This window comes from Rhizobium sp. 18055 (genome assembly GCF_902706285.1).
Classification (GTDB): Bacteria; Pseudomonadota; Alphaproteobacteria; order Rhizobiales; family Rhizobiaceae; genus Rhizobium.
In genome coordinates this window covers 60,307-75,530 of the sequence record NZ_CACSKD010000002.1, presented here as the reverse complement: position 1 = coordinate 75,530, position 15,224 = coordinate 60,307, and the positions used below count along the sequence as shown (strand labels likewise).

At 61.8% G+C, this 15,224-nt stretch carries 20 protein-coding genes; 9 read left to right on the top strand and 11 right to left on the bottom strand.

From position 1 onward, the window contains the following. Position 1: 1 nt before the first annotated feature. The 4 genes from GVL52_RS03815 to GVL52_RS03800 all read right to left on the bottom strand — a co-directional run bounded on the left by GVL52_RS03815 (position 2) and on the right by GVL52_RS03800 (position 4,185). A complete protein-coding gene (locus GVL52_RS03815; RefSeq protein ID WP_160004074.1) occupies positions 2–1,315 on the bottom strand; it encodes a cytosine deaminase in 1,314 nt (437 codons plus the stop codon). Further along, positions 1,315–2,166, bottom strand: coding sequence for an ABC transporter permease (locus GVL52_RS03810; protein WP_160004073.1), 852 nt, complete (start codon positions 2,164–2,166; stop codon positions 1,315–1,317). The genes GVL52_RS03815 and GVL52_RS03810 overlap by 1 nt, the downstream gene beginning before the upstream one ends. Further along, on the bottom strand, positions 2,163–2,993 hold the full coding sequence (locus tag GVL52_RS03805; RefSeq protein WP_200847765.1) for an ABC transporter ATP-binding protein: 831 nt from the start codon (positions 2,991–2,993) through the stop codon (positions 2,163–2,165). Before GVL52_RS03805 ends, GVL52_RS03810 begins: the two co-directional genes overlap by 4 nt. A 175-nt stretch (positions 2,994–3,168) precedes the next feature. Next, positions 3,169–4,185, bottom strand: a complete 1,017-nt coding sequence (locus GVL52_RS03800) for an ABC transporter substrate-binding protein (protein WP_160004071.1) — start codon at positions 4,183–4,185, stop codon at positions 3,169–3,171. A 183-nt stretch (positions 4,186–4,368) separates the two neighbouring features. Between GVL52_RS03800 and GVL52_RS03795 the strand changes: the two genes are divergently transcribed. Beyond that, the gene (locus GVL52_RS03795) at positions 4,369–5,319 is read left to right on the top strand and encodes a LysR family transcriptional regulator (protein ID WP_160004070.1); all 951 of its coding nucleotides are present in this window, start codon (positions 4,369–4,371) and stop codon (positions 5,317–5,319) included. A 15-nt stretch (positions 5,320–5,334) separates the two neighbouring features. Here GVL52_RS03795 and GVL52_RS03790 read toward each other — a convergent pair whose 3' ends face one another. Then, entirely contained in the window at positions 5,335–6,132 is a 798-nt protein-coding gene (locus GVL52_RS03790; protein ID WP_160004069.1) for a creatininase family protein, read from the bottom strand. 602 nt (positions 6,133–6,734) lie between these two features. Between GVL52_RS03790 and GVL52_RS03785 the strand changes: the two genes are divergently transcribed. After that, on the top strand, positions 6,735–7,514 hold the full coding sequence (locus tag GVL52_RS03785; protein WP_160004068.1) for an ABC transporter ATP-binding protein: 780 nt from the start codon (positions 6,735–6,737) through the stop codon (positions 7,512–7,514). Positions 7,515–7,644: 130 nt separating this feature from the next. Here the strand turns inward: GVL52_RS03785 and GVL52_RS03780 are convergent, their stop codons facing one another. Beyond that, positions 7,645–9,417 carry an ABC transporter ATP-binding protein gene (locus tag GVL52_RS03780; protein ID WP_160004067.1) on the bottom strand — a complete coding sequence of 591 codons (1,773 nt, stop codon included), beginning with the start codon at positions 9,415–9,417 and terminating at the stop codon, positions 7,645–7,647. Positions 9,418–9,577: 160 nt separating this feature from the next. Continuing rightward, positions 9,578–9,838 (bottom strand): hypothetical protein, encoded by a 261-nt coding sequence (locus GVL52_RS03775; protein ID WP_160004066.1) that lies wholly within the window; start codon positions 9,836–9,838, stop codon positions 9,578–9,580. 23 nt (positions 9,839–9,861) lie between these two features. Between GVL52_RS03775 and rutA the strand changes: the two genes are divergently transcribed. From rutA to GVL52_RS03740, 7 genes are all read left to right on the top strand, one after another. Then, a complete protein-coding gene (rutA, locus tag GVL52_RS03770; protein ID WP_160004065.1) occupies positions 9,862–10,953 on the top strand; it encodes a pyrimidine utilization protein A in 1,092 nt (363 codons plus the stop codon). Further along, positions 10,950–11,690: a pyrimidine utilization protein B gene (gene rutB, locus GVL52_RS03765; protein WP_160004064.1), complete on the top strand. Its 741-nt coding sequence runs from the start codon at positions 10,950–10,952 to the stop codon at positions 11,688–11,690. The genes rutA and rutB overlap by 4 nt, the downstream gene beginning before the upstream one ends. Before the next feature lie 22 nt (positions 11,691–11,712). Beyond that, a complete protein-coding gene (gene rutC, locus GVL52_RS03760; RefSeq protein ID WP_160004063.1) occupies positions 11,713–12,102 on the top strand; it encodes a pyrimidine utilization protein C in 390 nt (129 codons plus the stop codon). Positions 12,103–12,107: 5 nt separating this feature from the next. Continuing rightward, a complete protein-coding gene (gene rutD / locus GVL52_RS03755) occupies positions 12,108–12,899 on the top strand; it encodes a pyrimidine utilization protein D (protein WP_160004062.1) in 792 nt (263 codons plus the stop codon). Positions 12,900–12,908: 9 nt separating this feature from the next. Further along, positions 12,909–13,433 (top strand): flavin reductase, encoded by a 525-nt coding sequence (locus GVL52_RS03750; RefSeq protein WP_160004061.1) that lies wholly within the window; start codon positions 12,909–12,911, stop codon positions 13,431–13,433. Between the two features lie 116 nt (positions 13,434–13,549). Continuing rightward, complete coding sequence (locus GVL52_RS03745) at positions 13,550–13,858, top strand: hypothetical protein (RefSeq protein WP_160004060.1); 309 nt, start codon at positions 13,550–13,552, stop codon at positions 13,856–13,858. A gap of 79 nt (positions 13,859–13,937) precedes the next feature. Next, positions 13,938–14,366: a DUF4864 domain-containing protein gene (locus GVL52_RS03740; RefSeq protein WP_160004059.1), complete on the top strand. Its 429-nt coding sequence runs from the start codon at positions 13,938–13,940 to the stop codon at positions 14,364–14,366. A 9-nt stretch (positions 14,367–14,375) separates the two neighbouring features. Here the strand turns inward: GVL52_RS03740 and GVL52_RS30780 are convergent, their stop codons facing one another. Genes GVL52_RS30780 through GVL52_RS03730 form a run of 4 tightly spaced genes read right to left on the bottom strand, consistent with a single transcriptional unit; the run spans position 14,376 to position 15,215 of the window. Further along, positions 14,376–14,570, bottom strand: a complete 195-nt coding sequence (locus tag GVL52_RS30780; RefSeq protein WP_244619092.1) for a YgaP-like transmembrane domain — start codon at positions 14,568–14,570, stop codon at positions 14,376–14,378. 33 nt (positions 14,571–14,603) lie between these two features. Beyond that, positions 14,604–14,711: a hypothetical protein gene (locus GVL52_RS31310; RefSeq protein ID WP_368735327.1), complete on the bottom strand. Its 108-nt coding sequence runs from the start codon at positions 14,709–14,711 to the stop codon at positions 14,604–14,606. After that, the gene (locus tag GVL52_RS30775; RefSeq protein WP_244619091.1) at positions 14,708–14,908 is read right to left on the bottom strand and encodes a rhodanese-like domain-containing protein; all 201 of its coding nucleotides are present in this window, start codon (positions 14,906–14,908) and stop codon (positions 14,708–14,710) included. The genes GVL52_RS31310 and GVL52_RS30775 overlap by 4 nt, the downstream gene beginning before the upstream one ends. Before the next feature lies 1 nt (position 14,909). Beyond that, a complete protein-coding gene (locus GVL52_RS03730) occupies positions 14,910–15,215 on the bottom strand; it encodes a helix-turn-helix transcriptional regulator (RefSeq protein ID WP_160004058.1) in 306 nt (101 codons plus the stop codon). Positions 15,216–15,224: the final 9 nt, after the last annotated feature.

Here is a 15,224-nt window from a genome sequence, read left to right as displayed (position 1 = left end):
GTCAGGCTCCAACGACGCTATCGAGTTCACGGTAATCAGGCAGGCTCCGGTCGATGACCTTGCCGCGGCGTAGCACCACGCGGTCAGCCTGCGGACGGGATAGAAATTCGCTCCAGCGCCGGGCGCTGAAGAGGACGAGATCGGCAGGGCGGCCGACGGCGATGCGACCCATGTCAGGGCGCCCGGCGATGGAAGCGGGCGAGGTGGTGACCACGCGGGCGGCGGTATCCAGCGGATGATCGAGCTGCAGGATGCGCACCGCCTCGCGGAACACCTCGACGGCATCGAGATCGCCATAGGCGTAGAACGGGTCGCGGGTGTTGTCGGAGGCAACGGCGGTGGCGACGCCGGCCGCGGCCAACTCCTTGAACAGCGTCACCCCCCGCCAGCGCGGCGTCCGGCCGGGGGTTCGGTCCTGAAGGTACATGTTGCACATCGGCAGAGAAATGATTGAAATCCCTGCCTTTTCGACCAGCTCCACCGTCCGCTTGGCGGTGTCGTCATCTTGGCGCGCCAGCGAGCAGCAGTGGCCGGCGGTGACCTTGCCGGCAAAGCCGTTGCGCAGCACCGCCTCGGCAATCGCCTTCAGCGTCTCGGCACCGGGATCATCGGTCTCGTCGACATGCAGATCGACATCGAGCCCATTGTCCGCCGCAGCCCGCAGCAGCGTATCGAGTTGCCATGTCAGATCAGGGCTCATCTTGGTGACGCCACCAAGCAGGCAGCCGGTGTTGCGAACGATCGAAACCAGCTCGGCGAAATAGGCCTCGTTGACCATGTCGTCCATCGGAAACAGCGCCGCCGCCTGCAGCGCGATCCTGTCCTTCCAGGCATCGCGCACCTCGGCAAACACCTCGAAGGATATCCGGTGCTGCGGGGCGGGGGAATCCAGATGCGTGCGGATCAGGCTGGTGCCGTGGGCATAGGCGGAGCGCAGCGAGAACTCCATCCGCTTGCGCACATCCTCGCCATTCCAATGCGCCGCACGGTCGGCGCCAACAGATGTCAGCGCGCCCATGAAGGTGCCATCGGGATTGCTGTTGCGGGCCCAGATATGACCCTTGTCGAGATGGGTGTGGATATCGGCAAAGCACGGCCAGACCATGCCGTCGCGCAGATCCGACTTGGCAAGCTCCTGCGGCGCGCTGCCGGCCGGCAGGATCGCCGAGACCAGACCATCCTCGATGACGAGATCGGCCCGCACCAGCCCTTCGCTGGCGACAGCACCGTAGCCCTCGACGGCAACCGCCGGCAGCGTTGCGTTGCTGAGCACGAAGCGGGCAGCGTTCGGGGGGGACATGAAGGAATAGGTCATCAGTTTTCCCGCTTCAGGCTGCTCTCGTGCCAGCGGTGCAGGCTGAGCCAGGAGATGAATGAGGTGATGGCGAAGATCGCCACGCCGAGCAGCGACAGCATCAGCAGTGCGGCAAACAGGCGGGGGATGTTCATCCGGTATTGCGCCTCGAGCAGCCGGAAGGCGAGGCCCGATCCGGCGCCGGCAGAGCCTGCCGCAAACTCGGCAACGACGGCGGCAATCAGCGCCAGCCCGCCGCCGATCCTGAGACCGGTCATGAAATAGGGCTGGGCGGCCGGCAGCTTCAGGTAGAACAGCGTCTGCCAGCGCGAGGCGCCGTAGAGCTCGAACAGGTTGATCAGGTTGTGATCGACGCTCTTCAGCCCCTGCACCATGTTGGAGAGGATCGGGAAGAAGGCGACGAGGAAGGCGCAGATCAACAGCGCCACCTGCGTCGATGGCGCATAGATCAGGATCAGCGGCGAGATCGCCACGACGGGCGTCACCTGCAGGATCACCGCCAGCGGATAGAAGGCGATCTCGATCCAGCGCGACTGCACCAGAAACACGGCAAAGCCGACCCCGCCGATCAGCGCCAGCAACAGCGACAGGAAGGTGATCTTGGTGGTGACCCACAGGGCAGGGGCGAGCGTCCCCCAGTCGTTGACGAAAGCGCCCGCGACAGCCACCGGGCCGGGCAGGATATAGGGTGGCACGCCCGACAGTTTCACATAGAGCCACCAGATGAACACGAGCGCCGCCACGGTGACGACGGGCACGATGATCCTCAGCGCCAGATCGCGGCGCTTGGCCGTCAGCGGATTGGCAATGACAGGGCCGGGGGCGGGTGTCTCGACGATGTCGGTGCTCATCGGTCTTCCTTTGCGGCATTGATCGCGCCGATCAGCGATCGGGACACGGTCTCGCAGGCTTGCCGGTATTCTTCCGACGTGCGGTAATGCGCGTCGCGTTCCAGGCTGGTGACAAGCGGGATGTCGCCATGCACCCGTCCTGGCCGGGCCTTCATGACGACGATGCGGTTGGAGAGATAGGCGGATTCGAATACCGAATGCGTCACGAAGATCACGGTAATGCCGGTCTCCTTCCAGAGCCGGAGCACATCGTCGTTGAGCTTCTGCCGGGTGATTTCGTCGAGTGCGGCAAACGGCTCGTCCATCAGCAACAGCTTCGGCTTGGTCACCAGAGCGCGCGCGATCGACACCCGCATCTTCATGCCGCCCGACAGCTCGCGGGGATAGGCCTCAGCGAAATCCTGCAATCCCACGGTCGCAAGGACGGCCATGATCTCCTCGCGCGCTGCAGCCTTCGATACACCGCGCAGCCTGAGCGGCAGGTACACATTGTCAAGCACGTTCTTCCACGGCATCAGCGTCGGCTCCTGGAACACGAAGCTGATATCGCCCTCCGGCAGGCCCTTGGAATTGATCCGCGAGCTCGGCCAGTCGATCCTGCCAGACGACACGTCGCCGAGGCCGGCAATGATCCGCAACGCCGTCGATTTGCCACAGCCTGACGGCCCGAGCAGGCTGATGAACTCGCCGCTCTCGACCGTCAGCGACATTCCCGACAGCGCGACCGTGCCGCTGGAGAACATTTTCGAGACCTGTTCCATGACAACGAGCGGCCGCTTGCGGGCCTGGGTTGGGACTGAAGACATGGAGGGCTGCGATGCTGTCATGACGTCTTTCATATCTTGGTATCTCGCCACTTGCCGTTTTCTCCCGATCGGGAAGACCGTGCCGGCAGGCGGTTGAGGGGCCGCAACGCGTGCAGCCGCCGGAGTGATCCTAGGCCGCCCCTCATCCGACCCCTTCGGGGCCACCTTCTCCCCCAGGGGAGAAGGGACGGTTGTTCTACTTCTTCAGCGCCATGCCGACGCCCTTGCAAACGTATTTCGTGGTGAAGGCCTTGGTGTAGTCGGTATCGGCCTTGAACACCTTGATGCCGACCATCTCGTCGAAGAACTTCTTGTAATGCGCATCGGTCATGCAGCCGATGCCCTTGTCCAGTGCCTCGCCCGACTCGACGATGCCGTATTCCTTCATCTTTGCGATGGAGTATTCGATCTGGCCATCGGTCATTTCAGGATTGTCGGTCTTTATCAGCGCGTTGGCCTTGCTGTTGTCGCCGTAGAGGTAGTTGTACCATCCCTCGATCGAAGCATCGACGAAGCGCTGGACGATATCCGACTTGGTATCGATCATCGTCTGCGTCGTGGTGATCGCCGTGGAGTAGGGGGTGTAGCCGTTGTCGGCGAGCAGGAACACCTTCGGCGTCCAGCCAGTCTGCTTCTGGATTTCGTAGGGTTCCGATGTCAGGTAGCCCTGCTGTGCCGATTGCTTGTCGGCGATAAAGGGACCGGGATTGAAATTATACGGCTTGTACTGCTCGTCCTTGAAGCCGGAATAATTGGCCTTCATCCACTCGAAAAAGGTCAGGTAGCCGTCCTTGCCGAGGAACAGCGCATTGAGCTTTGCCAGGTCCTCGAATTTCTCGACGCCGGCATCGGGATGGGCGATCAGAACCTGCGGATCCTTCTGGAAGATCGCCGCCACATCGACCAGCGGAATACCCTGTTCGACAGCCGTCAGCTCGCCCTGGGAGCCGCCCATGTAGAAATCGATCTTGCCGGAGATGAGCAGTGCGCTGTTGGCTGCGTTCGGGCCACCCTGCACGATCGTCACGTCGAGGCCGTGCTTGGCGTAGGTGCCATCGGCCACCGCCTGGTAGAAGCCGCCATGCTCCGCCTGCGCCAGCCAGTTGGTGCCGTAGCTCACCTTGTCCAGCGCGTAGCCGGGCGCAGTCGTCGCAAGCGCGGTCCCGAGGCCCAGCAGTGCCGTAAAAGCCATGCTCTTCAATGTATTGGACATATCAGCCGTTCCCCTTTGAGGCCCAGAAGCGTCTTCGACAGCGCTCCATTTGTTTTATTTGAGCGGTTGCGTTGCTGTTTGAAAAGCATCAAAATTCGTGCGCAACGATGCCTTTTTGGCATCCCACAGGCCGCCTGTTCCTAATTTGTGCGCGGCGCTTAAAATAGATGCAACGAGGGCCGGATGCTGCATTCCAGGAAGCTTCAATATATCGACGAGATCGCCCGTTCCGGCTCGATCCGCAAGGCCGCCGCCCGGCTCAACGTCGCGTCCTCGGCGATCAACCGGCAGATTCTCGCGCTTGAAGAGGAGATCGGCGCACCGCTGTTCGAGCGCCTGCCGCGCGGGCTGAGGCTGACGGCTGCCGGTGAGCTCTGCATCGAGCATATTCGCGAGGTTCTGAAAAATTACGACCGCCTCGAAGGCCGCATCCGCAGCCTCAAGATGCAGCAGGCCGGCAAGGTCAGGCTGGTGACGACCGTGGGTCTGGCATCAGGGCCGCTGGCCGAAATCATCGCCCGCTTCCAGTCCGAGCATCCGCGCGTCTATTTCCAGATCCGCAACGACGCCGGCACCACGACCGTCGGCCCGGTGCTCTCAGGCGACGTCGATATCGGCCTCGGCTTCAACATTCCGGCCACACCCGGCATCCGCTCGCTCGGCAATTTCGACATTCCGATCGGCGTCGTGCTGCCGCCCGGCCATAGGCTGATCGGCGATGGCCCGATCAATCTCGCCGATGTCGTTCAGGAGCGCCTGCTTCTGGCACAGCAAGGCACCAGCCTTCGCGACGTCATCAACCTGGCGCTGGCGCGGCTCGATGTCTCGGTCGAACCGGTACTGGAAAGCAATGCGTCGGAGATGCTGAAGAAACTGGTGAAGTGCGGGGCAGGGCTCACCATGCTCAATCCGCTCGACGTCGTCACCGAATGCCGTGCCGGCGAACTGGTGTTCCGCCCGATCGCCGAGCCGCATGCAAGGCATCAGCCGATGAAGCTGTTTGCCCGCGCCCGTGCGCCGCTCGATGCCGCCACCAGTCTGTTCGTCGAATATCTGCTGGCCGAACTTGCCGGGCTGGTGCAGGAATTGCAGGAGAAGGGCCACATCGCGCCGGACAAACCGGCCGGCGCCTGAGCCTCTATCGGCGCCTTATTGCGTATAGAGATTGCCGAGCGAATAGTCCTTGAGATCGTAAAGCATCTCGACGAAGCCCTTGACCTGATGCTTGCAGATCGCCTCGCCCTTCTCGGCAGTGCCCAGCGAGGCGTCGCCGACCACACCGTTCGGGTTGAGATCGTGGGCGATCCAGGCCAGCGAATGCGGCGGCAAAGGCTGGATGTATTTCGACTTTTCACGCATCGATTCCGCCTTCGAGATGAAGTTCTCGGCCTTGTCCATCCGCACCAGATCCGGCCGGAAATGCAGCATCAGTGAGGTCTCGACCTCGCCACCATGGATGCCGTATCTCGTCTCGTGCTCGCTGATCATCCCGTCGGGATTGCCGAAGCGGCCCCATTGGGTGGAGACGACGGCCATCTGGTAGCGCACCCTGAGCTCGCGCGCGACAATGCTCATGATATCGACATTGCCGCCATGCGAGTTGACGATCACCATCTTGCGCAGACCGGCTTCCGCCACCTTGGCGCCGATCGCCGTCCACACGGGAATCAACAGCTCGGCGCTGAGCGACAGCGTGCCCGGACCATAGACATGCTCATTGGCCTTGCCGATTTCCTGCGTCGGCAGAACCAGAATGTCGAGATCGTCCTTTCGCTGCCGGCGCAGTTCCGCCAGCATGCCGGTGGCAATGGCGACGTCGGTCGCCACCGGCAGATGCGGCCCGTGCTGCTCGGTGGACGCAATCGGCAGAATGGCGATGGTGGTGTCGGCGCAGAGCCCGGCAAAGTCGTAGGTGTTGAGCTCGTTCCAGTAGAATGGGGTTGCCATCGCCGTGATCCTCTTGAAGCTGGTCACCATTGACTAGGCAGTAAGCCGCCATGCGAAAAGCATCAATTTGCGTCCATGCCGATGCCTTTTTGAGAGAGATTGGCGCGCCGGCTGCTGGACGGGACGCCTGTTTGTGGAGTCATCGTCGTGACAAACCTTGCGACATGTCCTGCAGCGTCTGTGCCGATGCAACCCCACTGAGCGCCTCCGACTGCGAGACAGGAGGCAGAGCAGACCCGGAACGCTGACGTTCAGTCACTCCGAACTAACTTTAGCAGGAGCAGCTATCGAGGTTCGCGGCCCTCAATCACGATATCGAACGCTTATGTTCCATAATCTATCTTATCCGATCTTTGTGTGTGGCCGGGTACATTCTATTTCCAAGTGCGACATGCAATAGATCCCAATGGGTTATCTCTTGCACGCAACGTGAGACGAAGCGCGCCTACTCCCGCTTCATATCAAGTAAATTCCGCAAGATCGCGTGCTGGCAACGGCCGGCATCCTGCTTCGGTAAGTTGACACAACGGGTAAACTTTTGCAGGAACGTCGAAGCGATCCTGTTTTCAGGATCGAGCCACCTGCCAGCTGGAGCCGCCGCCATGTCCGCCGAATTCCTCACCCTGTCGCAGATCCGCTACGAAGCCGGCAAGAAGCAGATTCTGCGCGGCGTCGATCTGACGCTCGAGGCCGCGCGTGTCTACGGGCTCGTCGGGCAGAACGGCTCGGGCAAGAGTTCGCTGTTGAAGATCATTGCCCGCCAGGTCGATCCGACGTCCGGCGCCGTCCAGCTGCAGGGCAAGCCTGCAGCGAGCTGGAGTGGTCGCGCCTTTGCCCGTGAGATCGCCTACATGCCGCAGTTCACCCCCGCCACCGATGGCATGACGGTGCGCGAGCTTGTGGCGCTCGGCCGTTTCCCGTGGCACGGCACGCTTGGGCGCTTCACCAGAATGGATCGCGACCTGGTCGAGGATGCGATCAGGCGTACCGATCTTGAAAGGTTCGCCGGCAGCCTTGTCGCCAACATGTCGGGTGGCGAACGCCAGCGGGCCTGGATCGCCATGATGCTGGCGCAGAACGCCAGTTGCCTGTTGCTCGACGAACCGACCTCGGCGCTTGACCTTGCGCATCAGGCGGGCGTGCTGTCGCTGCTGCGCGAACTCAGCCACGAGCGCGGCCTGACCATCGTCGTCGTGCTCCACGACATCAACCTCGCCTCGCGCTACTGCGATGAACTGGTGGCGCTTAACGACGGGAGGGTCTCGGCCCGTGGCGCACCTGTCGATATCGTCCAGTCGGATGTGCTGAAATCGGTCTTCGGCGTCGATATGGGCGTTTTCCCGCACCCTGTGAGCAACGAGCCGGTCAGCTATCTGCTTTAGGAGTGATGACAAGACCTGCTGGCCGCGCGCAACCCGAAATGTTCAGCCGCTATCAGGATTGCCGGCTAAACATCTGATTGCACGACGGAACGTGTGTGCTCACGTAACGCAAGCCATCGCCAACCTCACGTTACGCCAGCTTCTTCGTATCCGGCTCATCGCCATCGACAGGCACCATCGTCTGCTGTGCCATCTGCAACCGCCTGTAGGGGCCGGCGCGGCGCAGCAGTTCGCGGTGGCTGCCCTCTTCCACTACCCTGCCCTTGTCGATCACACAGATCCGGTCGGCTTCGGTAATCGTCGCCAGACGATGCGCGATGACAAGCGTCGTGCGGCCCTCGGACAGTTCGGCGAGAGACTGCTGGATCGCCCGTTCGGTCTCGGTGTCGAGCGCCGAGGTGGCTTCGTCGAGGATCAGGATCGGCGGGTTCTTCAGGAAGATGCGGGCGATCGCCAGCCGCTGCTTCTGGCCGCCGGAGAGCTTGACGCCGCGCTCGCCGATGATGGTGTCGAGGCCGGCAGGCAGTCCGGCAATCACCTCGTCCAGACGCGCGCGCCGGGCCGCATCGAGGATCTCGCCCTCGGCGGCGTCCAGCCTGCCATAGGCAATGTTCTCGCGCATCGTGCCGGCAAACAGGAAGACGTCCTGCTGGACGATGCCGATGCTGGAGCGCAGCGACGCCAGCGTCATCTCTCTGACATCGACACCATCGATGGAGATGCTGCCGGCCACCACATCGTAGAAGCGCGGCAGCAGCGAACAGACCGTCGTCTTGCCGGCGCCCGATGGCCCGACGAAGGCGATGGTCTCACCCGCCTTGATGGTCAGATCCAGTCCGTCGAGGATCGGCTTGTTCGCCTGATATTCGAAGCGGACGGCATGATAGGCGATATCGCCCTGCAGCCGCGGCATGGTCTTCGCGCCCGGCCGGTCGGCGATATCCGGCTCGGTATCGAGAAAGGCGGTGTAGCGCTGGAAGCCGGCAATGCCCTTCGGATAGGTTTCGATGACCGAGTTGATCTTGTCGATCGGCCGGAAGAACACGCCGACCAGCAGCAGGAACCCGACAAAACCGCCGGCTGTCAACTCGCCCCTGGTCACGTACCAGGCACCGACAAGCATGACGACAACCTGCACGAAGCGCATCGACAGGTAGGACAGCGAGGTTGACGCCGCCATCGCCCAGTAGGCCTGCAGCTTGGTCGAGAGATAGCCGGCATTGTTGACGGCAAACAGCTGGCGCTCGTGTTCCTCGTTGGCGAAGGCCTGTACCACGCGGATACCGCCGACCGTCTCTTCGATGCGGGCGTTGAAATCGGCCACCCGGCCGTAGAGCGCGTGCCAGGTCTTCGTCATCCGCCGGCCGTAGCGCGTCGTCACCCAGGCGGTGACGGGCACGATCAGCGCCGTGACGATGGCCAGCGGCGGGTGTTCCCACCACATCAGCAGGAACGCGCCGATCAGCGTCATGATGGCGATGAACACGTCTTCGGGACCATGATGCGCGACCTCGCCTATCTCTTCCAGATCCTTGGTCAGGCGCGCCACCAGATGGCCGGTCTTCTGGTTGTCGAAATAGGAGAAGGACAGCTTCTGCAGGTGGTCGAACGCCCTCGCCCGCATCTCCGTCTCGATGTTCAGGCCGAGCATATGGCCCCAATAGGTGACGATCATCTGCAGGCCGGCATTGACGACGTAGATCAGCAGCAACCCAAGGGCTGCAAGCCCGATCAGCCCGAGTTGGCCGGTTGGCAGCAGCCGGTCGATGAACAGCGTCACGGCAACGGGAAAGGCAAGCTCCAGCAGGCCAGCCGTCACCGCGCTGCCGAAATCGAGCACGAACAGCCCGCGATGCGGACGATAATAGGCGGCGAAGCGCTTCAGCAGCGACGATGTGCTCATCCTCGAGCCTTTCCTGATCCAGGAGATATAGGGTTGCGATGCGTCTGTCGGCTCTGGTGGTGGAGTGTGGGCAAACGGGCGCCCGAGCCTGCTATCAGTCGCATCAAAGATCTGAACCCGATATCCAAATCCGGCATCAAAAAGTCAAGTTACTTTCGCGTCAGCAAACGCCAGCAGGATCGGATCGGCACGAAATGCCGAGCGGCGAATGTCTTTGGCGCCGTATCGGGCAGTGTTGCCTGCTGGCAAAAAATTGGGCAGCGCTGTCCGGTTTTTCGGCATGAAATTTACCGTTCGATAAATTTTTGACCAAACGATAAATAAATGTCGCCACCGGTATATCTTCCCCATTGATTTTATTGGCTTTTGTCAACTTGGCACGCAACCTGCATTCAAAATGCCGAACCAGGCCCTTGGCCACGCTGCCTCAACAGGAGAGCAAATATGGAAGTCGGTGTTTTTATTCCGATCGGAAACAACGGTTGGCTGCTGTCTGAAAACGCGCCGCAGTACAAGCCGAGCTTTGAGCTCAACAAGGACATCACCCTGAAGGCCGAGAAATACGGCTTCGACTTTGCGCTGTCGATGATCAAGCTGCGCGGCTTTGGCGGCAAGACGGAGTTCTGGGATTACAATCTCGAATCCTTCACCCTGATGGCTGGCCTTGCCGCCGTGACCTCGAAGATCAAGCTGTTCGGCACCACAGCCACGCTCGTCATGCCGCCGGCCGTCGTCGCGCGCATGGCGACCACGATCGATTCCATCTCCGGCGGTCGCTTCGGCATCAACCTCGTCACCGGCTGGCAGCGTCCGGAATACAGCCAGATGGGCCTCTGGCCCGGCGATGATTATTTCGGCGACCGATACGAGTATCTTTCCGAGTACACCACCGTCCTCAAGGATCTGCTGACATCAGGCCAGTCCGATCTCAAGGGCAAGTTCTTCCAGATGGACGACTGCCGGATGAAGCCGGTTCCGGAAGGCGACGTGAAACTTGTCTGCGCCGGCTCGTCGGACAAGGGGCTCGCCTTCTCCGCCAAGTTCGCAGACTACAGCTTCTGCTTCGGTGTCGGTGTCAACACGCCGACGGCCTTTGCCTCGACCAACGAGCGCCTGCTGGCCGCGACGGAAAAATCCGGGCGCGACGTGCGCTCCTTCGTGCTGATGATGATCCTTGCCGAGGAGGACTCGAGCGATGCCTGGGCGAAATGGGAGCACTATAAGGCGGGCGCCGACCATGAGGCGATCAAATGGCTCGGCGTCCAGGGCGCTGCCGACACCAAATCGGGCTCCGACACCAACGTCCGCCACATGGCAAACCCGGTCTCCGCGGTCAATATCAACATGGGCACGCTGATCGGCTCCTACGCGGAGGTTGCCGCGATGCTGGACGAGATGGCGGCGGTGCCGGGCACCGGCGGCGTCATGCTGACCTTCGACGATTTCGTCGCGGGTGTCGAAAAGTTCGGCAAGTATGTTCAACCGCTGATGAAGTCCCGCCGACACGTGACCGAGATGCTGGAGGCCGCCGAATGAGCGCCGTTGCATCAGCCGGATACGTCGCACCGAAGGAACGCAGCCAGAGCGTCACCCTCCCCGCCCGTCCCGAACCGATCACCCTGAAGCCCAGCGAAACGGCTGTTGTCGTCGTTGACATGCAGAACGCCTATTCGACCGAAGGCGGTTACGTCGATCTCGCCGGCTTCGATATCGAAGGCGCCAAGGGCACGATCTCGAACATCAAGAAGACGCTGGATGCGGCGCGTGCGGCCGGCGTCCAGGTGATCTACTTCCAGAACGGCTGGGACAAGGATTATGTCGAGGCAGGCGGTCCGGGATCGCCGAACTGGCATAAATCCAATGCCTTGAAGCATATGCGCGCCAATCCCAAGCTGCAGGGCCAGCTGCTTGCCAAGGGCACCTGGGACTACGCCATCGTCGACGAGCTGCAGCCGCAGCCGGGCGATATCCTGGTGCCGAAGACCCGCTACAGCGGCTTCTTCAACACCAATATGGACAGCGTGCTACGCGCCCGCGGCATCCGCAATCTGGTGTTCGTCGGCATCGCCACCAATGTCTGCGTCGAAAGCTCGCTGCGCGATGCCTTCCACCTCGAATATTTCGGCGTCATGCTCGAGGACGCCACCCATCATCTCGGACCCGACTTCATCCAGCAGGCGACGGTCTATAACGTCGAGAAATTCTTCGGCTGGGTCGCCACCGTCAATGATTTCTGCGGTGTCATCAGCCAAGCCGCCCCCACCGAAGCCTGATCCAGACATCAGAGGATATCCCATGCCCAAATCTATCGTCGTGCCCGTCGGAACACAGAAGCCGCTGGCCCCCTATTCGCCGGGCACCTATGCCGACGGCATCGTCTATGTTTCCGGCACCCTGCCCTTCGACAAGAACAACGATGTCGTCCATGTCGGCGACGCCGGCGCCCAGACCCGCCATGTGCTCGAAACCATCAAGTCGGTGATCGAAACCGCCGGCGGCACCATGGAAGACGTGACGATGAACCATATCTTCGTCACCGACTGGGCCAACTATCAGGCCGTCAACACCGTCTATGCGGAATATTTCCCTGGCGATAAGCCGGCCCGCTATTGCGTTCTGTGCGGATTGGTGAAACCGGACGCACTGGTGGAAATCGCAACCGTTGCCCACATCGGCAGGAAGTAATCAGCATGCACTTCGACATTCACGGGCTCGACAGTGCCGACTCCAGGACCATCATCCTGTCATCAGGCCTCGGTGGCTCCGGCAGCTATTGGGCGCCTCAGATCGAGGCGCTCTCCAGGGATTTCCGCATTGTCACCTATGACCACCGCGGCACCGGCCGCACCGGTGGCGAAGCGGCGGAGACCGGCGGCATCGCCGCCATGGCCGACGACGTGCTGGAGATCGCGCTTGAACTCGGGCTCGAACGCTTCGATTTCATGGGCCACGCGCTCGGCGGCCTTGTCGGCCTCGACATCGCGCTGCGCCGTCCTGATCTGATCGGCCAGCTGATCCTCGTCAATGCCTGGAGCACGGCCGATCCGCATTCCGGCCGCTGCTTCGATGTCCGCATCGAGCTGCTGGAGCGCTCCGGTGTCGAAATGTTCGTCAAGGCGCAGCCGCTGTTTCTCTATCCTGCCGTGTGGATGTCCGAGAATGCCGAGCGCATGGCAGCCGACGAGCGCCACGGCGTCGCCCATTTCCAGGGCAAGACCAATGTGCTCCGCCGCATTGCCGCCCTGCGCGCATTCGATCTCGACGATCGCCTGTCCGAAATCGCCGCGCCGACACTGGTGGTCGGCACCCGCGACGATCTTCTCGTCCCCTACACACGCTCGGTTCGCCTGGCAGACGGTCTGCCGAATGCCGAGCTGGTCCTGACCGATTTCGGTGGCCATGCGGTCAACATTGTCGAGGCGGACGACTTCAACACCACGATGCTGCGCTTCCTGCGTGATTCGAGACCTGAAATCCGGTAAGGAGCAGACATGCAAGCCTCATCAAAGGCAACCGCCGCCGCGCCGCCGGTTGCATCAAAAGACGACCGTAAACTGGAATACCGCAACGCCATGGCGCGGCTGGGAGCGGCCGTCAATATCGTCACGTCCGACGGTCCGGGCGGCCTGGCAGGCTTTGCCGCCACCGCCGTCTGCAGCGTTACCGACGATCCGCCGACGCTGCTCGTCTGCCTCAACCGCGGCTCCTCCGCCTACCCCGCCGTCAGCGCTAACCAGGTGCTCTGCGTCAACACGCTGTCGCACAGCCACGAGGATCTGAGCCGCCTGTTCGGCGGCAAGACCCCGGTCAAGGAGCGCTTCGAAGGTGCCAGCTGGTCGGTTCTGGAAACGGGAGCACCAGCGCTGGACGACGCGCTGATTTCGCTCGACTGCAGGGTGAAGACCATCTCCGACGGCGGCACCCACGACATCCTGATCTGCGAGGTCGTCGCCATCAGGGAGAACGAGGGTGGCCAGGCGCTGATCTATTTCGACCGGCGCTATCACCGGATCTAGAGCCCGTGGTGCATTGCGGAACAATAACTTAGCCCGCGCGTTTTAACGCGGGGTTCTGGGTCATCACGTTGCGTAACAGCCGGTTGCGCCGCCAGAATTTCGCTCTGGAGATACCAATGCCCTGGATTGCCTTTATCATTCACTTCTTCGCCGCCGCCATCATGACCAACGGCATTCCGCATTTCGTCAACGGCGTCTGCGGCCGGCCGTTTCGCACGCCGTTCTCGAGAACCTCGGGTGGCGCGGAGAGCTCTGCGGAGCTCAATGTCGTCTGGGGCTGGGCGAATTTCGTCGTCGCATTTCTGCTGTTTGCCAATATCGGCCCGCTTTATATCGGCACGCCGATCGACACCATCTTCGTCGCCGCGGGCGTGCTGGTAGCCGGGCTGCTGCTGTCGCGCATATTTGCCCGCGGCCGGCTCTGATCCAGCGCCTTTCCTTGCGCGTAGAAAGCCCTACAATTCCGGGGGAGAACAATCCCTCGGGAGAGTTGGAGATTTGCCCATGCGCGCCTTCTTCGCAGTCCTCGTCCTCTGTGTCGCCTCTCTCTGGTCGCTGTCGCCGGCACGTGCCGAAGATCCGGTCGATACGACGCGGTCAATGATCGAGGGCCAGATCAACGCCTTTCTCCACGACGATCCTGAGGCCGCCTATTCTTACGCGGCTCCCGGCATCAAGGCCGCCTACCCCGACAAGAACCTCTTCTTCGCCATGGTCAAGAAAAGTTACGAGCCGGTCTTCCATCCCGGCAACTACGCCTTCGGGCGCAGCCGCTCGATCGACAACGGCGCACTGATCTACCACGAGGTTCTGATTTCCGGCCGCGACGGCAAGGACTGGACGGCGATCTATCAGGTCATCCGCCAGCCCGACAGCAGCTACAAGATCGGTGGTGTGCAGATCCTGCCGGATACCGAGAGCAAGGGCATCTGAGGTAGCGGCTCAGGCCGCCTTGTTCCATGGCATGCGGCCGAGCAGGATCGCCATACCGCACCATCCTGACATGCCGGCAAGGGCCAGTGCCGCGCCGAACAATCCGGCGATGACGAAGCCGGCAGGGTTGAGCAGAAATCCGCCGAGAACCGAGAGCAGCACAAGCGTGCCGACAACGATCTGAACCTGGCGGAAGATCGACATGCCAGGCGAAGCGCTTGCGACGACGGGCAGCCCCTAGGCCTTCCATGCGGTGATGCCGCCTTCCAGGTTGAACACCTCGTGGCCGCTCCTCTGCGCCGCACCAAGACGCTCGCAGGCCTGCTGCCCGCGGCCGCCCTTCAGGCACTGGGAGACAATTTTTTACCCTCCGGAACAGACATTACCTTCGCCATGTTGCCGACCTCAGCCAGCGGCAGCGACAGAGCAGCAGCGATATGCTCGCCGCGAAACTCGTCCGGTTCGCGCACGTCGATCAGTACAGCCTCGCCGGACGCGATCCAGTCGCTGGCCTGCCGGGCGGTGATGGTGTTCGTGGTCATGTCAATCTTTCCTGCAGAAGCGGTTATAGAGAATTTCCATGATCTCCAGCGCCGCCGGATCGCTGATGGCATAATAGAGGGTGCGATGGTCCCGCCGGAAATCGACCAGGCCTTCCTTCTTCAGTTTGGCGAGGTGCTGGGACATCGATGTCTGGCCGATACCTGTTTCCTCGACCAGAGCGCCGACGCTCTTCTCCCCGCTGGCGAGCAGACAGAGGACCAGCAGGCGGTGCGGGCTCGCAAGTCCACTCAGGAACTCGGCTGCCCCATCCGCCTTGCCCTTCATCTCCTGCATGAAATCAGTCATTGGCATCTT